Annotated in this window: 18 protein-coding genes; 7 read left to right on the top strand and 11 right to left on the bottom strand. The window is 71.5% G+C overall.

What is annotated here, in order from left to right; all coding sequences use genetic code 11:
• Positions 1–41: 41 nt before the first annotated feature.
• On the bottom strand, positions 42–1,277 hold the full coding sequence (locus AH6_RS39565; RefSeq protein ID WP_067491142.1) for a cytochrome P450: 1,236 nt from the start codon (positions 1,275–1,277) through the stop codon (positions 42–44).
• A gap of 133 nt (positions 1,278–1,410) precedes the next feature.
• Here AH6_RS39565 and AH6_RS39560 point away from each other — a divergent pair, with 133 nt between their 5' ends.
• Both AH6_RS39560 and AH6_RS39555 read left to right on the top strand, forming a co-directional pair.
• Complete coding sequence (locus AH6_RS39560) at positions 1,411–1,755, top strand: TcmI family type II polyketide cyclase (RefSeq protein ID WP_067491139.1); 345 nt, start codon at positions 1,411–1,413, stop codon at positions 1,753–1,755.
• A 156-nt stretch (positions 1,756–1,911) separates the two neighbouring features.
• Positions 1,912–2,538 carry a hypothetical protein gene (locus tag AH6_RS39555; protein ID WP_067491134.1) on the top strand — a complete coding sequence of 209 codons (627 nt, stop codon included), beginning with the start codon at positions 1,912–1,914 and terminating at the stop codon, positions 2,536–2,538.
• A 27-nt stretch (positions 2,539–2,565) separates the two neighbouring features.
• Here the strand turns inward: AH6_RS39555 and AH6_RS39550 are convergent, their stop codons facing one another.
• Together AH6_RS39550 and dapE are read right to left on the bottom strand one after the other, a co-directional pair.
• A complete protein-coding gene (locus AH6_RS39550) occupies positions 2,566–3,363 on the bottom strand; it encodes an LOG family protein (RefSeq protein WP_067491132.1) in 798 nt (265 codons plus the stop codon).
• 41 nt (positions 3,364–3,404) lie between these two features.
• Positions 3,405–4,460, bottom strand: coding sequence for a succinyl-diaminopimelate desuccinylase (gene dapE / locus AH6_RS39545; protein ID WP_067491130.1), 1,056 nt, complete (start codon positions 4,458–4,460; stop codon positions 3,405–3,407).
• Between the two features lie 51 nt (positions 4,461–4,511).
• Between dapE and AH6_RS39540 the strand changes: the two genes are divergently transcribed.
• Positions 4,512–5,249 (top strand): MerR family transcriptional regulator, encoded by a 738-nt coding sequence (locus tag AH6_RS39540; protein WP_169807973.1) that lies wholly within the window; start codon positions 4,512–4,514, stop codon positions 5,247–5,249.
• A gap of 90 nt (positions 5,250–5,339) precedes the next feature.
• Here the strand turns inward: AH6_RS39540 and AH6_RS39535 are convergent, their stop codons facing one another.
• Positions 5,340–6,176, bottom strand: coding sequence for a 2,3,4,5-tetrahydropyridine-2,6-dicarboxylate N-succinyltransferase (locus tag AH6_RS39535; protein WP_067491128.1), 837 nt, complete (start codon positions 6,174–6,176; stop codon positions 5,340–5,342).
• Positions 6,177–6,219: 43 nt separating this feature from the next.
• Between AH6_RS39535 and AH6_RS39530 the strand changes: the two genes are divergently transcribed.
• The 3 genes from AH6_RS39530 to AH6_RS39520 all read left to right on the top strand — a co-directional run bounded on the left by AH6_RS39530 (position 6,220) and on the right by AH6_RS39520 (position 10,832).
• Positions 6,220–7,101, top strand: a complete 882-nt coding sequence (locus tag AH6_RS39530) for a hypothetical protein (RefSeq protein ID WP_245679681.1) — start codon at positions 6,220–6,222, stop codon at positions 7,099–7,101.
• 338 nt (positions 7,102–7,439) lie between these two features.
• Positions 7,440–8,888, top strand: a complete 1,449-nt coding sequence (locus AH6_RS39525; protein WP_067491126.1) for a hypothetical protein — start codon at positions 7,440–7,442, stop codon at positions 8,886–8,888.
• A 75-nt stretch (positions 8,889–8,963) separates the two neighbouring features.
• Positions 8,964–10,832, top strand: a complete 1,869-nt coding sequence (locus AH6_RS39520; protein ID WP_067491124.1) for a hypothetical protein — start codon at positions 8,964–8,966, stop codon at positions 10,830–10,832.
• Here the strand turns inward: AH6_RS39520 and AH6_RS39515 are convergent.
• Positions 10,829–11,968, bottom strand: coding sequence for an acyl-CoA dehydrogenase family protein (locus AH6_RS39515; protein WP_067491122.1), 1,140 nt, complete (start codon positions 11,966–11,968; stop codon positions 10,829–10,831). The genes AH6_RS39520 and AH6_RS39515 overlap by 4 nt on opposite strands.
• An 88-nt stretch (positions 11,969–12,056) precedes the next feature.
• Here AH6_RS39515 and AH6_RS39510 point away from each other — a divergent pair, with 88 nt between their 5' ends.
• Positions 12,057–12,758, top strand: a complete 702-nt coding sequence (locus AH6_RS39510) for a MerR family transcriptional regulator (RefSeq protein ID WP_067491120.1) — start codon at positions 12,057–12,059, stop codon at positions 12,756–12,758.
• Positions 12,759–12,761: 3 nt separating this feature from the next.
• On the opposite strand, the gene AH6_RS39505 is transcribed toward AH6_RS39510, so the two are convergent.
• From AH6_RS39505 to AH6_RS39480, 6 genes are read right to left on the bottom strand one after another with little or no spacing between them, the layout of a single operon-like run.
• Positions 12,762–14,312: a polyamine aminopropyltransferase gene (locus tag AH6_RS39505; protein ID WP_067491118.1), complete on the bottom strand. Its 1,551-nt coding sequence runs from the start codon at positions 14,310–14,312 to the stop codon at positions 12,762–12,764.
• Positions 14,313–14,348: 36 nt separating this feature from the next.
• On the bottom strand, positions 14,349–14,777 hold the full coding sequence (locus AH6_RS39500) for a DUF350 domain-containing protein (protein ID WP_067491116.1): 429 nt from the start codon (positions 14,775–14,777) through the stop codon (positions 14,349–14,351).
• Positions 14,777–15,751, bottom strand: coding sequence for a hypothetical protein (locus AH6_RS39495; protein WP_067491114.1), 975 nt, complete (start codon positions 15,749–15,751; stop codon positions 14,777–14,779). The genes AH6_RS39500 and AH6_RS39495 overlap by 1 nt, the downstream gene beginning before the upstream one ends.
• Positions 15,748–16,155 carry a DUF4247 domain-containing protein gene (locus AH6_RS39490; protein WP_067491112.1) on the bottom strand — a complete coding sequence of 136 codons (408 nt, stop codon included), beginning with the start codon at positions 16,153–16,155 and terminating at the stop codon, positions 15,748–15,750. The genes AH6_RS39495 and AH6_RS39490 overlap by 4 nt, the downstream gene beginning before the upstream one ends.
• Positions 16,152–16,658 (bottom strand): DUF2617 family protein, encoded by a 507-nt coding sequence (locus AH6_RS39485; RefSeq protein WP_067491110.1) that lies wholly within the window; start codon positions 16,656–16,658, stop codon positions 16,152–16,154. The genes AH6_RS39490 and AH6_RS39485 overlap by 4 nt, the downstream gene beginning before the upstream one ends.
• 2 nt (positions 16,659–16,660) lie before the next feature.
• Positions 16,661–17,272, bottom strand: a complete 612-nt coding sequence (locus tag AH6_RS39480) for a DUF4178 domain-containing protein (protein WP_067491108.1) — start codon at positions 17,270–17,272, stop codon at positions 16,661–16,663.
• Positions 17,273–17,425: the final 153 nt, after the last annotated feature.

Here is a 17,425-nt window from a genome sequence, read left to right as displayed (position 1 = left end):
CCGGCACGCGCATGGCGTGCCGGGCCCTTTCACATCCGTGCCTACCAGGCGATGGGCAGCGCGTCCGGCCGCGCGAACGCCAAGCCGGGCCGCCAGGTGATGTCGGCATCGTCGATAGCGAGACGCAGCGCGGGCGTCCGCTCCACCAGCGTCTCCAGCACGACCTGAAGCTCCAGCCGGGCGAGCGGCGCGCCCAGGCAGTAGTGGATGCCGTGGCCGAGCGCGATGTGCGGGTTGTCGGTACGGCCGAGGTCGAGTTCCTCGGGATCGGCGAACACCTCCGGATCGCGGTTGGCGGCGTTGAAAAGCGGGATGACCGCCTCGCCCGCGCGCACGAGGGTGCCGCCGACTTCCACATCCTCGACCGCGATGCGGATCGCGCCCGCGCCGCCGCCGATCTGCCCGTACCGTAGCAGTTCCTCAACGGCCGCCGGGATACCCGACGGGTCCTCGCGCAGCCGCGCGTACCGCGACGGCTCGCGCAGCAGGTGGTAGACCGAGTGCGTGATCGCCGCCGTGGTGGTGTGGTAACCCGCCGCCAGCAGCGTCATGCCGAAGGTGAGCAGTTCCTCCTCGCTGAGGCCGTCGTCGGCGTGCGCGCGGCTCAGCAACGACAGCAGGTCGTCGGCGGGCGCGGCCGTCTTGGCGTCGATCAGCTCGGCGAGGTAGCCGCGCAGCCGCCCGACCGCGGCCTTGATCTCGTCGGCCTGCGCGAGAGCGGGCGCGCCGATGGTGAGCATCCGGTCGGTCCAGTCCTGGAAGCGCGGCCGATCCTCCGGCGGAACGCCCAGCATCTCGCAGATGACGGTGACCGGCAGCGGCAGCGCCAGGTGCGCGATCAGGTCGGCGGGCGGGCCGTGCTCGACCATCTCGTCCACGAACCCCGACGTCAGGTCGCGCACGTGCGCGCGCATCCCCTCCACACGACGGGCGGTGAACGCGCGAGACACGATCTTGCGCATCCTCGTGTGCTCGGGCGGGTCCATGATGACCAGCGACTTGGAGCCGCGCTGCATCGGGATCAGGCGCGGCGCGCCCGGCCGGGTCACCGCCTCCTTGCTGAAGCGCCGGTCCGAGGTGACGAACCGGACGTCGGCGTAGCGCGTCACGACCCACGCGTGGTCGCCGGTCGGCAGCACCACCTTGGCGACCGGGTCGGACGCGCGCAGGCGCGCGTGCTCGCACGGCGGCTGGAAGGGGTCGTCCGGCCGGAACGGGAAGGCCGGCGTGACGTCGGGGCGGGGGTCGACGGTCGGGGCATCCTTCGAGGAGGGCATACGCCAGGCTTGCAAGGACGCCTCGAAGCGGGCTCAACGCGGGCTCGCTCCACCGTCCTTCGAGCGGCCCCCGAGCTGCGGTGACCACACTCTGCGGCTACCGGCTCACAGCCCCGACCGAGGGATGGTTCCCATGGACAGGTTCCTGATCGTCGCCCGCATGTCCCCCTCGTCGGAGAAGGAGGTGGCGCGCCTGTTCGCCGAGTCCGACGAGGGCACCGAGCTGCCGGAGGTGGCCGGGACGGTCAGCCGCAGCCTGCTGTCGTTCCACGGCCTGTACTTCCACCTGACGGAGGTGGAGGAGAGCACGGACAGGACGCTGAACGGCATCCACGAACACCCCGAGTTCGTCCGGCTGAGCCGCCAGCTGTCCGGTCACGTCCAGGCGTACGACCCGAAGACGTGGCGCTCGCCCGCCGACGCCATGGCCCGCGAGTTCTACCGGTGGGAGGCGGGGACCGGCGTCGTGCGCCGCTGACCCGTCCCGAGTCCCACCGGTCGCAGGTTGCTCACTCTCCGTTGACTCCCTTCCTCGATAGCGTCATCGTTGGTGGCCCACCTGGACGACGGAGCCATCTGAGGGGAAGCGTTGGGTACCGATACTCTCCCGAGACTCACCGACGCCGGAGAGCTCGTGCTCCCGGGCAGAGACGGCGGAGAGGTCGGCATCGACCTGTTCGCCCTCGGGGAGCTGGGGGTCGCGGGGCGGGGCGCGCCGCGGGCCATGTACGCGCTGCTGGCGGGCCTGCTGTCGGAGGAGTCCTGCCCGGACGTGCGCATCATTGGCGCGGGCGCGGACCTGTCGCTGCTGACCGGCCTGCCGATCGGCCGGTTCCGGGTGCCGGGCCCGCGCGAGTTCCGGGCGCTGTCCACGCACGCGGAGGCGCTGCGCGTGTTGTGCGACGAGCGGGCGCGGATCGAGGAGGGCGACGGCCCGTCGCCGTACCTGATCCTGCTGTCGTTCACCAAGTGCGACGTGCAGCGCGACCTGCCGGACCTGGTCGCGCCGCGACGGGGCAGGCGGCGCGTGGCGGCGATCCTGGTCCCGTGCGCGCCGCACGGGCTGACCTGCACCCTGGACGAGGACGGCGGCATCCTGGAGGTGCAGGGCAGCGGCCCGGACGAGGAACTGCGCGCGAGCCTCGCCCGGGTGCGGTTCGCGCAACTCGACCTGGACGAGGGCGCGGCGCTGTTCGTGGAGTACCTGGCCGGGGCGATCGCACGCTACGAGACCCACAACTTCTGGGACGACCTCCCCTGATCCCCGCCGCCCCGGCCAGAAGGCGGCTCAGGTACCGGCGGCCTCGGCCGTGGCCTCGACCGCGGCCTCCTCTTCCTTGCGCCGGGCCTCCCGCTCGTGGGCCTCGACGATGTGCCGGACGGCCTCGTCGGGGTCGTCGGTGAGGTGGAACAGGTCGAGGTCGGCCTCGGCGATCTTGCCGCCGGTCAGCATCGTCGCCTTGATCCACTCGACCAGGCCGCCCCAGAACTCGGTGCCCATCAGCACGATCGGGAACCGGGTGATCTTCTTGGTCTGCACCAGCGTGATGGCCTCGAACAGCTCGTCCAGCGTGCCGAAGCCGCCCGGCAGCACCACGAACGCCTGCGAGTACTTCACGAACATCGTCTTCCGCACGAAGAAGTAACGGAACTCCAGCCCGATGTCGATGTACTCGTTCATGCTCTGCTCGAACGGCAGCTCGATGCCGAGGCCCACCGACAGGCCGCCGTCGTCGTCGCAGCCCTTGTTGGCGGCCTCCATGATGCCCGGACCGCCGCCGGTGATGACCGCGTAGCCCGCCTGGTGCAGCTTCGCGCCGACCTCCACGCCCAGCTTGTACTCGGGCGAGTCGGGCTTGGTGCGGGCGCTGCCGAAGACGCTGACGGCCTGGGGCAGCTCGGCCAGCAGGCCGAAGCCCTCCACGAACTCGGCCTGGATGCGCAACACCCGCCACGGGTCGGCGTGCAGCCAGTCCGAGGGGCCCCGGCTGTCCAGCAGCCGCTGGTCGGTGGTGGTCTGCGGGAGGGCGCGGCCGCGCAGCGTCGCGGGCCCCTGGCGGTGCGTGCGGGACTCTTCGGATGTCATGCCGTCACCGTAACCGGCCCGCCGGGACCTGGTCCCGCCGTTCAGCCGAGCCACGACATCATCCGGCGCTCGCACTCGGCGATCAGGGGCAGCTCGACGTACTCGTCCTTAGTGTGGGCGAGGGTCGGCTCGCCGGGCCCGTAGTTGACGGCGGGCACGCCCAGCTCGGCGAAGCGCGCGACGTCGGTCCAGCCGAGCTTGGCGCGCACCGCCGCGCCGCTCTCGGCGACGAACGCGGCCGCCGCCGGGTGGTTCAGGCCGGGCCGGGCCGCCGGGGCCGCGTCCACCACGCGCAGCTCGAAGCCCGCGAACCGCTCGCGCAGCAGCGCCTCCGCCTCGGCCACCGACTTGTCGGGCGCGAACCGGTAGTTGACGGTGACGACACACTCGTCGGGGATCACGTTCCCGGCCACGCCGCCGCTGACGAACACCGCGTTCAGGCCCTCGTGGTACTCCAGGCCGTCGACCTCGGGCTTGGTGGGCTCGTAGGCGCGCAGCACGTCCAGGATCCCGGCCGCCTTGTGGATGGCGTTGGAGCCCATCCAGGCGCGGGCGCTGTGGGCGCGCTCGCCGCGCGCGACGACCTCCACGCGCATGGTGCCCTGGCAACCGCCCTCGATCAGGCCGCCGGTCGGCTCCAGCAGCACGGCGAAGTCACCGGCCAGCAGCTCGGGGCGGGTCTCGGCGATGCGCTTGAGGCCGTTGCGCTCGGCCTCGACCTCCTCGCACTCGTAGAACACGTAGGTGACGTCGCGGCTGGGCTCGGTGAGCGCGGCGGCCAGCTTGAGCTGGACGGCGACGCCGCTCTTCATGTCGGTGGTGCCGCAGCCGTACAGGCGGTCGCCCTCGACGCGGGAGGGCAGGTTGCCGTTCAGCGGGACGGTGTCCAGGTGCCCGGCGAGCACGACGCGCTCGTCGCGGCCCAGCTCGGTGCGCGCCACGACCGAGTCGCCGTCGCGGACGACCGTCAGGTGGGGCAGCGCGCGCAGCGCCTCCTCGACGGCGTCGGCGAGGGCTTTCTCGTCGCCGCTCACCGACTCGATGTCCACGATCGCCGCCGTCAGGTCCGCCACGTCCGAGAAGAGGTCAAGCCGCATGTCAGCAGGGTACTTGACCTTGACGCGACGGCAGGGCGTTGGATGGGTGGCGTGCTGAGGATCGGAGAGATCGCCGAGCTGGTCGGCGTGACGCAACGCACCATCCGCCACTACCACCACGTCGGGCTGCTGCCCGAACCCGCGCGGGACGCCTCCGGCTACCGCTCCTACGGGATGGACGACGTGGTGCGGCTGATCCGCGTCCGGCAACTGGCGTCGCTGGGCCTGTCGCTGGCGGAGGTCGCCGACGCGCTCGCCGACGGCTCGGCCGACCTCACCGAGGTGCTGACCGACCTGGACGCCGAGCTGGCCCGCCGGGAGGCCGAGATCCGGCGGCAGCGCGAGACGGTGGCGCGGCTGCTGGCGGGAGGCGGCGAGCCGGGCCTGTCCCCCGAGGTGACGGCGGCGCTGCACGAGCTGTCCAGCGCCGTGGACCCGGAGATCATCGAGCTGGAGCGCAACGCCGCCCGCCTGCTGGAGCACGTCGCGCCCGCCGCGTGGGCCGCCGGGATGGCCGGGATGTACGGGCAGGTGGCCGCCGACCCCGACCGCACCGCCCGGCTGGCCGCGCTGAGCCGCCGGTTCATGGACCTGGCCGACGACGAGGTGGAGGAGGTGGCGGCGGGGTTCGTCGAGGAGCTGGGCGCGCTGCTGCCCGCGCCCGTCCCCGACCAGGCGGACGACCCGCTCGGCGGCCTGCTGGGCGAGCTGATGATCGCCGACTTCTCACCCGCCCAGCAGCGCGTGATCAGGCTGGCGGCCGAACGCCTGCAGGAAGGACCCCTTTGAAGATCTTCACCGACCCCTGCGCGGTGCCCCTCCCCAAAGGCGACCGCTCAACGGTGACCACCGTGCTCAACGCCCTACGAACCCCCGCCGTCACCCACTGACGCCGTGATCCCGCAAGAGCTCGTTCAGCGCGGCCTTGTCATGCCGCCGTCCCTCTTCCAGCCGCTTGATGACGAGCACGGCAGGCAACCCGAAGGTGCCGCCGGGAAACTCCCTCACCCGCGTGCCACTCACCGCGACACACCAGTCCGGGACATACCCCCGAGCGATCTCCTCACCGCTCTCCACATCGATGACAGGCGTGGAAGCCGACAGGTTGGTGCCGGCGCCGACGACGGTCCCGCGCCCCACCCGGGCCCCCTCGGTGATCATCGACCGGCTGCCGATCATCGCGTCGTCCTCGATCACGACCGGCCGCGCGTTCGGCGGCTCCAGCACCCCGCCGATCCCCACGCCGCCCGACAGGTGCACGTTCCGGCCGATCTGGGCGCACGACCCGACCGTGGCCCAGGTGTCGACCATCGTGCCCGCGTCCACGTACGCGCCGATGTTCACGAACGACGGCATCAGCACCACCCCGGGCGCCAGGTAGGCGCCCCAGCGGGCGATGGCGCCGGGCACCACGCGCACGCCCTCCAGCCGCGACTTCAGCGGGATGCGGTCGTGGTACTGGAAGTCCCCGACCTGCGAGCGCACCATGCCGAGGACCTTGAAGCTGAGCAGGATGGCGCGCTTGACCCGTTCGTCCACCACGACCTGACCGCTGCCCGGGTCCACGAACGCCGCGCGGGCCTCCCCGGCGTCGATCTGGTCGACCGCCGCGACGATCGCCGCCCGCGCGCCCGCGTCGTCGGGCGACAGCTCGGCGCGCCGCTCCCACAGCTCGTCGACGACCCCCGAAAGCGGGCTGGTGAACGTTTGGGTCATGGCCCTTGAGCTTAGTGGGGCCATCTCCCGGTACGGTCGTCGCGTGGCTGCAACGGCGAAGGACAAGCGAGGTGCGCGGCGGTGGCGCTGGACCGCCGTCACGCTGGTCACCGTGCTCGTTCTGGGGACCGGCGGTTACCTCCTGTTCCGCCAGGTCCGCCCCTATCTGCACGGCTCGGGCTGCGAGGTGCGGACCCCCGCCGGGAAGATGCCGCTGGACCTGGAGCAGGCCGCCAACGCGAGCACGATCGCGGCGGTGGCCTTCCGCAAGCAGCTCCCCGAACGCGCCGCCGTGATCGCCTACGCGACCGCGATCCAGGAGTCCCACATCCGGAACCTGGCCGACGGCGACCGCGACTCGGTGGGCATGTTCCAGCAGCGCCCGTCCCAGGGCTGGGGCAGCCCCGACAAGCTGCGCGACCCGGTCACCTCCACCAGCAAGTTCTTCGACGCCCTGACCAAGGTGAAGGACTACCTGGACCGCGACCTGCACGACGCGGCCCAGCGCGTGCAGCGCAGCGCCGACGGCGACGCCTACGCCCAGCACGAACCGGACGGCAAACTGCTGGCGAAGGCGTTCACGGGCCGCGAACCGGCGAGCGTGCGCTGCTGGTTCCCGCCGGACAAGAAGACGAAGCCGCGCCGCCCCGAGGCGATCCGCGAACTGCGCCGAGCCTTCGGCAGCCGCCTCCAGCTGGACACCCCGCAAACAGTGTCGAGCCCGCCCCCACCCCGGCCAACGGACGCGATCCGGGTCTCCAGCTCCCGCACGGGCTGGGCGGTGGCCTCGTGGGCGACGACGCACGCGCAGGTGTACGGCCTGACGGAGGTACGCCACAACGGCCGCCGCTGGAGCGCCGAAAACGGCCACGACGGCTGGCTGAAAGACCCCGAAGCCCCCACCGACCGCGTCATCCTCCGCTAGCCGGACCACAACCGGCCGCCCTTTCTCCACCGTTCCGAGAACGGCGACCTTGACAATTCCGCAGAACCACATTCCCCACCTCCAAGAGGAAACGGGAAACGCCGGAACCGTCTTGTAACCCCCCGGAGCCTGACGCACGCTTACAGACGAGAAGCTCTTGCGGAGCTGTGTCCGCGTACATGGATTCGCCCGATCGTCCTGCCCGTCACGCAGAAGTTCCCGAACGACGATCCGCTCTACTTCCGACTACAAAGAAGGAAATAGCACCACCGAAGCCGGCCCGGCCACAAAGCAGCACTGCACCCCGAAGGCATAACCATCACGCCGAGGAGTGAAGAATGCACGGCAACGCCGAGGCGTGGCCACGAGGACCGTTCGGCCCGTCCGGGGCCGTGGGTTCGACCGTGCGCGCACGCCGCACCGTCTTGGCCGTCACCCACCATGTCACCGCCGCCACGCGCCTGGCCGACGTCATGCCCCTTCTGGAGAGCGATCCGCGCATCGCGGTCGCCTACACCCGCGCGCCCGCCTCGGCCTTCACCGGCGGACTCGACGAGATGCTGCACCGGATGGGCGGGCTGGTACTGCCCTGGCAGCAGGCTGTGCAGACGCCCTTCGACCTCTGTGTCGCAGCGAGCCACGGGATGCTGGAGCAGTTGCACGCGCCGGTGCTGACGATCCCGCACGGCGCGGGTCCGGGCAAGCTGCTGCACCGTGCGCCGGGATTCGGCCCGGCCGCCGACCGTCCGGTGACGGGGCTGCTGCGGCACCGGGTGGTGGTGGACGGACGGGTCGTGCCTTCGGCGATGGCGTTCGGGCACGAACGACACCTGCGGCAGGTCGAGGCCGAGTGCCCCGAGGCGCTGCCGGTCGCCTTCGTCTGCGGCGATCCCTGCCTGGACCGGCTGATCGCCAGCCTGCCGTACCAGACGGCCTATCGCCGGGCGCTCGGCACCGGAGACGGACGACGAGTCGTCCTCATCAGTTCCACCTGGGGCGCGCACTCCCTGCTGGGGCAACGCTCTGACCTGTTGCAACGCGTCGTCGATGAACTGTCACCCGACCAATACCAGGTCGTCGTGGCCCTGCACCCGCACATCTGGGCCTGGCACGGCCGCCGCCAGATCATCGCCTGGTGCGCCGACGGGCTGCGGTTGCTGCCCCCTGAGGAAGGCTGGCAGGCCGCACTGGTGGCTGCGGACCACGTCATCGGCGATCACGGATCGGTGACCTGCTACGGCGCGGCGCTCGGTGTTCCGGTGCTGCTCGGTGCGTTCTCCGAGACCGAGGTGTCACCCGGTTCACACGTCGCACGGCTCGGCGCGATCGCACCGCGCGTGGATTGGGAACAGCCGCTCGGTCCGCAACTCGACGACTCGCTCCACGCTTTCGACGAACGCGCCTGCACCGCGTTCCGCGACGAGCTCAGCTCGCGGCCCGACGAGTCGGCGCGGTTGTTGCGTAAGGAGATGTACCGGCTGTTGCGGCTGGACGAGCCCGACCGCCCTCCCCTCGTCGAGCCGGTGTCCTTGCCTCAGGCGGTGAATCCGCCTGCGGATCGGCTCTTGCCGGATCGCATGTTCGGCCACCAGCTCGGAGACTGCGCCCAGAAGCACGGTCACGCCGAACCGCCCGACGAGCCGGAGCGCCGCCTCGACAGGCCCGAAGATCCCGAAGCTCCGGCGGATCCCGTCCCGGGCGGTGAGGACGAGACTCCGGCCAGCGCGGAAGCAGGCCGGGGCCGCGCTGATTCCCGCGGAAGCCCGGCAAGTGTCCGACGCCGTTGAGAGCATGGTCGGGTGCCCTTCCTAGGAAAGATCACTCTTGCCGGACCCCGACCGGACGCGGACGAGACGACCGCCATGATGGACGCCCTGGCCGCCGCCGTGGAGGAGGGCTGGAGTTCGCCGCTGCCCCTCCTGCCCGCAGCCGAGGACGAGCACGAGGGCACCGGCGGAACGGTGCTGGACTACCGCGTCCTCGGTTATCCCGGCGGCGGGATGGTCCTCGTCGTGCTGGACGGCGAGGACATCCGGTACGAGCAGGCCGCGCTGGCCACCGCGGCGCTCGGCGGGCACTGCACGAGCTGGAGCCCCGGGCTGATGGAGTACACCGTGACGGAGGTGCTGATCACGCCGCTCGACGAGCCGCACGACGCCGAGAACTGGCTGCCCCCTTTCGCGGACGAGGAGGAGCCCACGGTGCGGTGGCCGTTGGAGCACCTGATCGGCGACGATCTGCAGTCCCTGGCCGCCCGGTACCTGCTGCTCGCGGGTGTGCGGTCGCTCTGGAACGTACCCAGGCGGTCCGACCGGCCGCGGATCGACGCCGACGACGTGGCCATCGGCGCGGCCGATCACGCTTGGAGCCCCGAACTGGCGGGAGAGCTCGGCACGCTGCTGATCCAGGCGGCACGGCTGGAACGGGAGCTGTCCTCCGAACCCGGACCGGTCGTCCTCGGAGAAGCCGACGCGGAACTGACGGCCGATCTCCTCCAGCTCGTGAGAGCGACAGCTGTACAGCACGAGACAGAGGGCTGGACCGAGGACCATATGCGGGGTCACGCCCTCCTTGAGCGCTTCATGGAGGACCATGCGCTGCTATGGAACCGCGTCCTCGACGATGATCCGGAAGGCCGTCATGACCAGCTCAGCGCCAGGCGGCTGCGGAACCTGCTTCGCGCGGGCATGTCTGCCCTCGCCACGCTCCTGTCCCCGCTGAGCGGGACCAACAACCCGTGGCAGCTCCTGGACGAACTCGATGACAACGACGTGGTCGCCGCGCTGGCGGAACGGGAGACGTCCCGTGTCGAGCGAGGTGAGGCGAACGACGCCCACGAGATCCGCGCGGCCGCATTCGCGCATGCCGCCGTATGGCTGGCCGTCCGGCAACCGGAACTGCTGACCGCCGAGGAAGGGTGGGGGCTGCTCGACGCGCTCGCCGAAGACGTCACCGGCTTCTACCAGGTCGCCCACACCGCGCTCCTGCTGAGCGGTGCCGGGCCGGTCGGCGTCGCTCTGGAGGAACTGGCGGACGAGCTCAGCGAAGAGATCCTGAGGCCCATGGCCGACTTCGTCGGCGCTCTCCGGATCACTGAGGCAGTCGCGCCCGAAGAGTTCGAGAGCGACCCGTACAACGACATGTACGCGGCCTTGGAGAGAGCGCTGGAAGAGGGCGATGACCTCACTCAGGAACTTCGCGACCTGCTCTCCGTCATCGGCAGGGCGGCATCGCTGACCGCTACCGAAGCCAATCCGCGACGCGGCCTCGATGGGCACGTCTCGGCACCGAGTGAACTCACCTCGGACCTGCTGGCGCACGCTTCCGAACACGCGGCGCTGGTCGTCGCCGAAGAGGACGATGACGTGGCGGTCCGCAGGCTCATGCTGGCCTTCGTCGCGCGGCTCGATCCGCGTGCGGCCGGCGCGGTGGCCGCCCAACTCCCCGACCTCACCGGAGACGATCCCCGCACCGAGCCCGCAGCCCGTGAACGGGCGTACCGGTGGGTCGTGGACGCTCTGGTGATCGCCGAGGAGCGCGGGACGGACGTACGGCGCATCGAGACCAGCGCGGACGGACACACGGTGCTGGACGCCATCGTGTCCGGCGGCCGCCCGCCCGCCGAGTGGCCCGTCGAACAGCTGACGGCGGCGGCCGCCGAAGCCGCCACCGCCGTCCTCCATGCCGCCCACGCCGTCGATCGCGCGGAAAGCGTCTTCGCCGCAGGCTAGAGGATGGAGCGGCCGATGATTTCCTTCATGATCTCCGTCGTGCCGCCGAAGATGGTCTGGATGCGGACGTCCTGGTACGCCTTCGCGATCGGGTACTCGTTCATGTAGCCGTAGCCGCCGTGCAGCTGCACGCAGCGGTCCACCACCGTCTTCAGCATCTCCGTCGTCCACCACTTCGCCATCGACGCGTTCTCCGCCGACAGCGCGCCCCTGGTCTCCTCGGCGATGCACTGGTCCAGGAAGGCGCGGGCCACCGTGATCTCGGTCTTCATCTCGGCCAGCGTGAAGCGGTTGTGCTGGAACTTCCCGATCGGGCGGCCGAACGCCTCACGGGTCTTGCAGTACTCCACCGTCTGGTCGAAGGCCGCCTGCGCGCCCGCCACCGCCGACACCGCGATGCACAGGCGCTCGCGCGCCAGGTTCTGCATCAGGTAGATGAAGCCCATGCCCTCCTCGCCCAGGAGGTTCGCCTTCGGGACGCGCACGTTGTCGAAGAACAGCTCGGCGGTGTCCTGGGCGTGCATGCCCACCTTGTCCAGGTTCCGGCCGCGCTCGAAGCCCGCCATGCCGCGCTCGACCATCAGCAGGCTCACGCCGTGCGCGCCCGCGTCGGCGTCGGTCTTGGCCGCGACGATCACCAGGTCGGACAGGATGCCGTTGGTGATGAAGGTCTTGGAGCCGTTGACGATGTAGTCGTCGCCGTCCTTGACCGCGGTCGTCTTCATGCCCTGCAGGTCCGAGCCCGCCGCCGGCTCGGTCATCGCGATGGCGGTGATCAGCTCGCCGGAGCAGTAGCCGGGCAGCCAGCGCGCCTTCTGCTCGTCGTTCAGCAGCTGCACCAGGTAGCCGCCCACGACGTCGTTGTGCACCGCGAAGCCCGGGCCGCTCGCCATCGCCTTGGCGAGCTCCTCGTTGAAGACGGTGTAGTAGCGGTAGTCGGTGTTGCCGCCGCCGCCGTACTCCTCGGGCATCTCGATGCCCAGCAGGCCCTGGCGCCCGGCGGCCAGCCACACCTCGCGGGAGACGATCTCGTCCTTCTCCCACTGCGCGTGATAGGGCGCGATCTCCTTCGCGATGAAGGACCGCACCATGTCGCGGAACGCCTCGTGCTCCTCGGTGAAGATCTCCCGTGCCATGCGGCGGCTCTCCTCAGGGGGTAAGTAGGTCCTGATACAGAGTTAATGTAACACTGGTGGTGTCACATAGATCGGAGCGGGGAGCCCCATGGCGGACATGACGGTGGACGAGCTGGCCGCCCGTGCCGGGGTGACCGTCCGCACGCTGCGCTTCTACGCGGGCAAGGGGTTGTTGCCGCCGCCCCGGCTGCGCGGGCGGACGGGGCTCTACGGGGCCGAGCACCTGGCGCGGCTGGAGCTGATCCGCGAGTTGCAGGCGCTGGGGCTGACGCTGGCCGCCGTCGAGAAGCACCTGGAGAAGATCCCGTTCGACACCCCGCCCGAGGACCTGGCGTTGCAGCGGGCCTTGTTGTCGCCCTGGGCCCCGGAGGGAACCGAGGAGCTGGGGCGGGACGAGCTCGATCAGCGGGCCGGGCGGCATCTTGATGATGAGGCTTTGAAGAAGCTCGCCGCCCTTGGGATCGTCGAACTCTCCACCGGTGGTGTTGTGCGGGTGCTCAGTCCCGCCTTGTTGGGAGTGGGCGCCGAGCTTTCGGCCATGCCTCTGGACACTCTGATCGCCGCGCACGAGGCCGTCGAGCGGCACACCACCGAGCTGGCCGCCGAGTTGCAGCGCGTCTTCCGCGACACCGTCGTCCGCCCCTACCGCGAGCGCGGGCGGCCCCCCGAGGAGCGGCGGCGGTTGCTGGAGCTCACCGGCAAGCTCAAGCCCCTCATGATCCAGTCGCTGGTCACCTCGTTCCAGCGCTCGGTCGACAAGGCAATCCGCGCCACCGTGCCCCGCGACTGAGGGCTAGGCGTCCTTCCACTCGTCGTTCTCGTACTCGACGAGCCGCGGGTTCATCAGCGTGTTCACCTCGACGTCGTCGCGCCGCAGGTCCTTGGCGAACGTCGCGGACGCACGCAACACCCCGGCGTCCAGAAAGCGCAGGTCGGCAGGGGTGTCCGAGGCCAGCTCCAGCTTCGGGTCCGCGCCCGCCAGCACGTAGCCCCAGTCCCCGAAGCTCGGCACGTCCACGTGGTACGGCACCGTCGCCAGGCCCGCCGCGCGCACCGTCTTCTCGATGCTCCAGAACGAGCGGGGCGCGAAGTACGGCGACCCCGACTGCACCACCATCCGGCCGCCCGGCGCGATCACCCGTTTCACCAGGCCGTAGAACTCCTGCGAGTACAGCTTGGCGGTCGCCACGTCGTCGGGGTCGGGCATGTCCACGATCACCGAGTCGTAGCGGGCCGACGCCCCGCGCAGCCACGAGAACGCGTCGGCGTTCACCACCCGCACGCGCGGGTCGGCGAACGCGTGCCGGTTCAGGTCGGCGATCTCCCCGTAGGTGCGGGCCAGCCGGATCATCTCCGGGTCCAGCTCCACCAGCGTCGCCTCGCGCACGTCCCGGTAGCGCAGCACCTCGCGCAGCGCCAGCCCGTCGCCGCCGCCCAGGACCAGCACCCGGCCGCGCGATCCGGCGAGCACCGGATGCACCAGGCTCTCGTGGTAGCGGTACTCGTCCACCGACGAGAACTGGAGGTCGCCGTTCAGGAACAGCCGCAGGTCCGGACGGCCCGACAGCGCCACCTTCCGGGTGATGACGATCTCCTGGTACGGGGTGCGCTCGGCCAGCGCGATCGGGTCGCGGTACAGCGCCTGCCGCGCGTTCACCTCGAACCCGTCGGCCAGCAGGTAGGTCGCGCCCAGCACCGCCAGCACCCCGGCCATGCCCGTCCACAACCCGACCCGCACCGCGCGCCGGAGCTGCCGCCGGAACAACCACAACACCACCGCGATGCCCGCGACGGCGTTGACCGCGCCGACCAGCAGCGCCCCCTTGATGTGCCCGAACAGCGGCAGCAGGAAGAACGGGAACGCGAGGCCGCCCACCAGCGCGCCCACGTAGTCGGCGGCGAACAGGTCGGCGACCGCCGAGCCCGCGTCCTGCCGCCGGATCCGCTGGAGCAGCGTCATCAGCAGCGGGATCTCCGCGCCGATCAGCGCGCCGACCGTGAACGCGACCACCACCAGCGCGGGCACGTACAGGTCCAGCCACGCGAACGCCGCGTACAGCAGCAGCACCGACAGCCCGCCGACCAGCGCCAGCGCCCCCTCGATGATCGCGAACGCGGCGACCGGACGGGTCTGCAACGGCTTGGCCAGCAACGACCCGACGCCCATCGCGAACACCATCACCGACAGCACGATCGACGCCTGCGTGACGGAGTTGCCGACCAGGTAGCTGCCGAGCGCCACCAGCGCCAGCTCGTACACCAGCCCGCACGCCGCGCAGGTGAACACCGCGGCCAGCACGGCCGACCGCGCGGCGCGCGCGGGCAGGCTCAGTTCGGTCGTCATGTCAGGACCTCCCCCCGGTACGGTCCCGAGCCGGGCTCAGGAGATGGCGGCGGCGACGATCGCCGCGGTGGCCAGGTCGGCGGCGGCCACCACCCAGGACGCCGGGTGCAACGTCCCGTCCTGGACGATGGTCGCGCCGAGCTTGCCCGGCGTCAGCAGGTCCAGCAGGTAGAACGCGACGACCATCAGCACCATGCCGAGCACCCCGTACACCGAGGTGCTGAGCAGGCCCGCGCCGAGGTCGTCCTCGCTGCTGACGATGGCGGTGGTCACGATCGCGCCGACGCCCAGCAGCTTGGCCGCCAGCACCAGCGCCGCGCCCCGGTTGCGCTCGACCCAGATCTGCTCGCCGAGCTTCCCGGGCGTGGTGATCTCCACGACCAGGTAGCCGAGCGCCATCAGCAGCACGCCCAGCACGCCGTAGGCCAGCAGCGCGCCGCTCTCGGCCAGGATGTCGTCGATCATCAGGAGCTGCCCTTCCGGCTGCGGACTGCGGCGACGGCGATCCACACCGCGCCGCCCGCGATCAGCACGATCGCGATGGTGGTGAAGACGTAGAAGCCCGCGCCCCGGGACGAGGAGATCTCGTCCCCGGCGGGCACGGCCCCGGCGGCGGGCGCGACCGGCCGCGCCCGGCCCTCCTCGGCGAGCAGCAGCGGCACCGCGCCGATCGCGTCGGCCAGCCGCCCGGTGGCGTTGTCGCCGACCAGGTCGGCGGAGGTGAGGCCCAGCCGGTCCAGGTTGGACAGGCGCAGGTCGTTGCCCGCCCCGAGGTTGTCCTGCACGCTGACCGAGCCGCTGGTCCACTCCTTGTCGATCGAGGAGTAGGAGTACTGGGCCGTCAGGATCGCCCACTGCGGGCACCGGGCGGGCGCCTGGCGCGGGTCGACGCCGACGCCGAGGTTGGAGCCGAACTCCACGCCCGGCTCGGACAGTTCCCTGGTCACCTCCGGCGGCACGGTGGGCGGCGGGCTCGCCGGCCGGGGCACGGCGGTGGCGCGCGGCCTGGCGGCGGAGCGCGGCGACGCGTTCGGGTTCGGCGCGGACGGCGGGGCCGGCACGGCGGAGCGCTGCGACGTGCCCGGCGCGGGCGGCGCGGACGGGTTCGGGACGGGCCGCGCGCTCGGCGCGGTGGTCGGCTGCGGGCTGAACGTCCCGCCGTAGGACGGCGTCACCACCGGGATGCGCGCCGACCGGCCCGAGTCGATCACCCAGCCGTAGCAGATCCCCTGCGCCCTGGCGGCGGTGTCGAGCCGCTCGACCAGCCGCCCGGCCTCGCTCGGCCCGAAGATCGGCGCGGTCGCGGGGTCGGGCTGCTTGCCGTCGAACACCCCGTTGTCGTACATGTTCCACAGGAACGGCACGCCGAAGACCGCCGCGAAGATCAGGATGATGATGCCGCAGCCGATCGCGCCGCCGCGGTCCTTGCTCTCGCTCACTTGCCCTCCCCCGGGCCGCCGCCGCGGAAGGTGGAGGCGTGCCCGCCCGGACCGCCCCAGCGGCCGCCGACCGAGGAGTGGTAGCGGGCGTAGCCGCGCGCGGCCGTGTCCACGGTGATGCGCGACCCCTTCCCGCCCTGCGGCAGCACCGCCACCACCAGGTCGGGGTAGCGCAGGTAGACGCCGGTCGGGTCGGCGGCGCGGTCGGACGGCTTGTACTTGGCGCTGATCCGCTGCGCGGTGCGCAGCGCCGAGTCCGTCGACAGGTAGGTGCCCGGCGCGGTCCTGGCGTAGGTGCGGGCGATCCAGCCCTTGGGCGAGGAACCGCCGGACACCAGCGCCATCACCAGGATGAACACCCCGATGGCGGCCAGCAGCCCGCCGCCGACGAGCGCGCGCTTCATGGCCGGGGCTCCAGCCGGCTCCAGGTCATCACGATCTCCCGGGTCTGGGGGTAGGCGTGCCAGGTCCGCCAGGCGAGCCCGGCGGGGTCCAGGGCCAGGGCGGTCAGGGCGTGCGGGGAACCGGGGAAGGTGCCGGTCAGCGCGTCGTCGCGGCCCTCGGTGTGCCGCCGCGCCGCGTCCACCGCGCGCACGAAGTCGCCGTCGCGGTGGTGGGCGGCGGTCTCGGCGCGGAAGTCGTAGGACCAGCCCGCCACCTGCCGCTCCACGCGGGACGGCAGCGGTCCGGGGTGGCCGGGCAGGCAGGCGACGGTCTCGCTGAAGTCGGCGTCGTCGGGCGCGCCGACCAGCACCTGGTGGGACGCGCCGAGCAGGCGCAGCAGCACCCGGTGCCCGGCGCGCTCGACGGCCAGGGTCGCCAGCGCCTCCAGCGGCGGCAGGCCCAGCACGAACGTCAGCTCGTCGGCGCGGGTGTCGGAGTAGGGGGTGTCGAGGGCGGCGCGCAACGTCAGCTGCCGGGATAGATCGTCATGGTGCCCGCCGGGACCTTCTCGCCGGTGCCGAGTTCCCAGGTGCCGCCGCCGTAGCGCTCGAACGACAGGTAGCGGCCGCCGGGCCCCTCGTAGTCGACGTACTCGACCTGGCCCTGCACGCCGACGCCGGTGGTGCCCTCGCTCTCGTAGGTCGCGGTGCCGTGCTCGTCGCGACGGTAGGAGACGCCGTCCACCTCGATCAGCTTGGCGTCGGGCTTGAGGTCGCCGATCTCGCGGCCGGTCCACCAGACCACTTCCAGGTCGGGGTCCTCCTCCACCGAGATCCAGACCTTCTCCCCGGCGGCGGTGTCGGCGTCCAGCAGGTGCTCGGCCCAGGTGAAGCCGCCCTCGCGGATGCGCAACGAGCCGCGCACGAAGTAGCGCACGCCCAGGTACTCGACCATGTCGCCGGCCTTGATGGCGCGCGGGTCGCCCGCGGGCAGGTCGGCGGCCTCGAACGGGTCGCGCGGCATGCCCGACGGGGCGGGCGGCGCGGCGGGCGGGCGGCGGCGCAGCACGACCACGATCAGCGCCACCAGCGCGACCAGGATCAGCACCAGCAGGACGACGACGACCCCGGTGTCCACGCGAACCTCCCGATATGACCGCACTTGCCAGCAAAGGTCAGCGGATCGTATCGGATGAAGATTTCTCCCAGGTCACGACCGCCGGAAAGGCCGCACGGCATGGCCCCAGGGCCTGTCTCAAAGGCCTCAGCCGTCGCGCGAGTGCCTAACTGG

Origin of the sequence: Actinomadura hibisca NBRC 15177 (assembly GCF_001552635.1) — a bacterium.
Taxonomy (GTDB): Bacteria; Actinomycetota; Actinomycetes; order Streptosporangiales; family Streptosporangiaceae; genus Spirillospora; species Spirillospora hibisca.
Note: the sequence above shows the minus strand (reverse complement) of the source record. Positions and strands in the feature narration are given on the sequence as shown.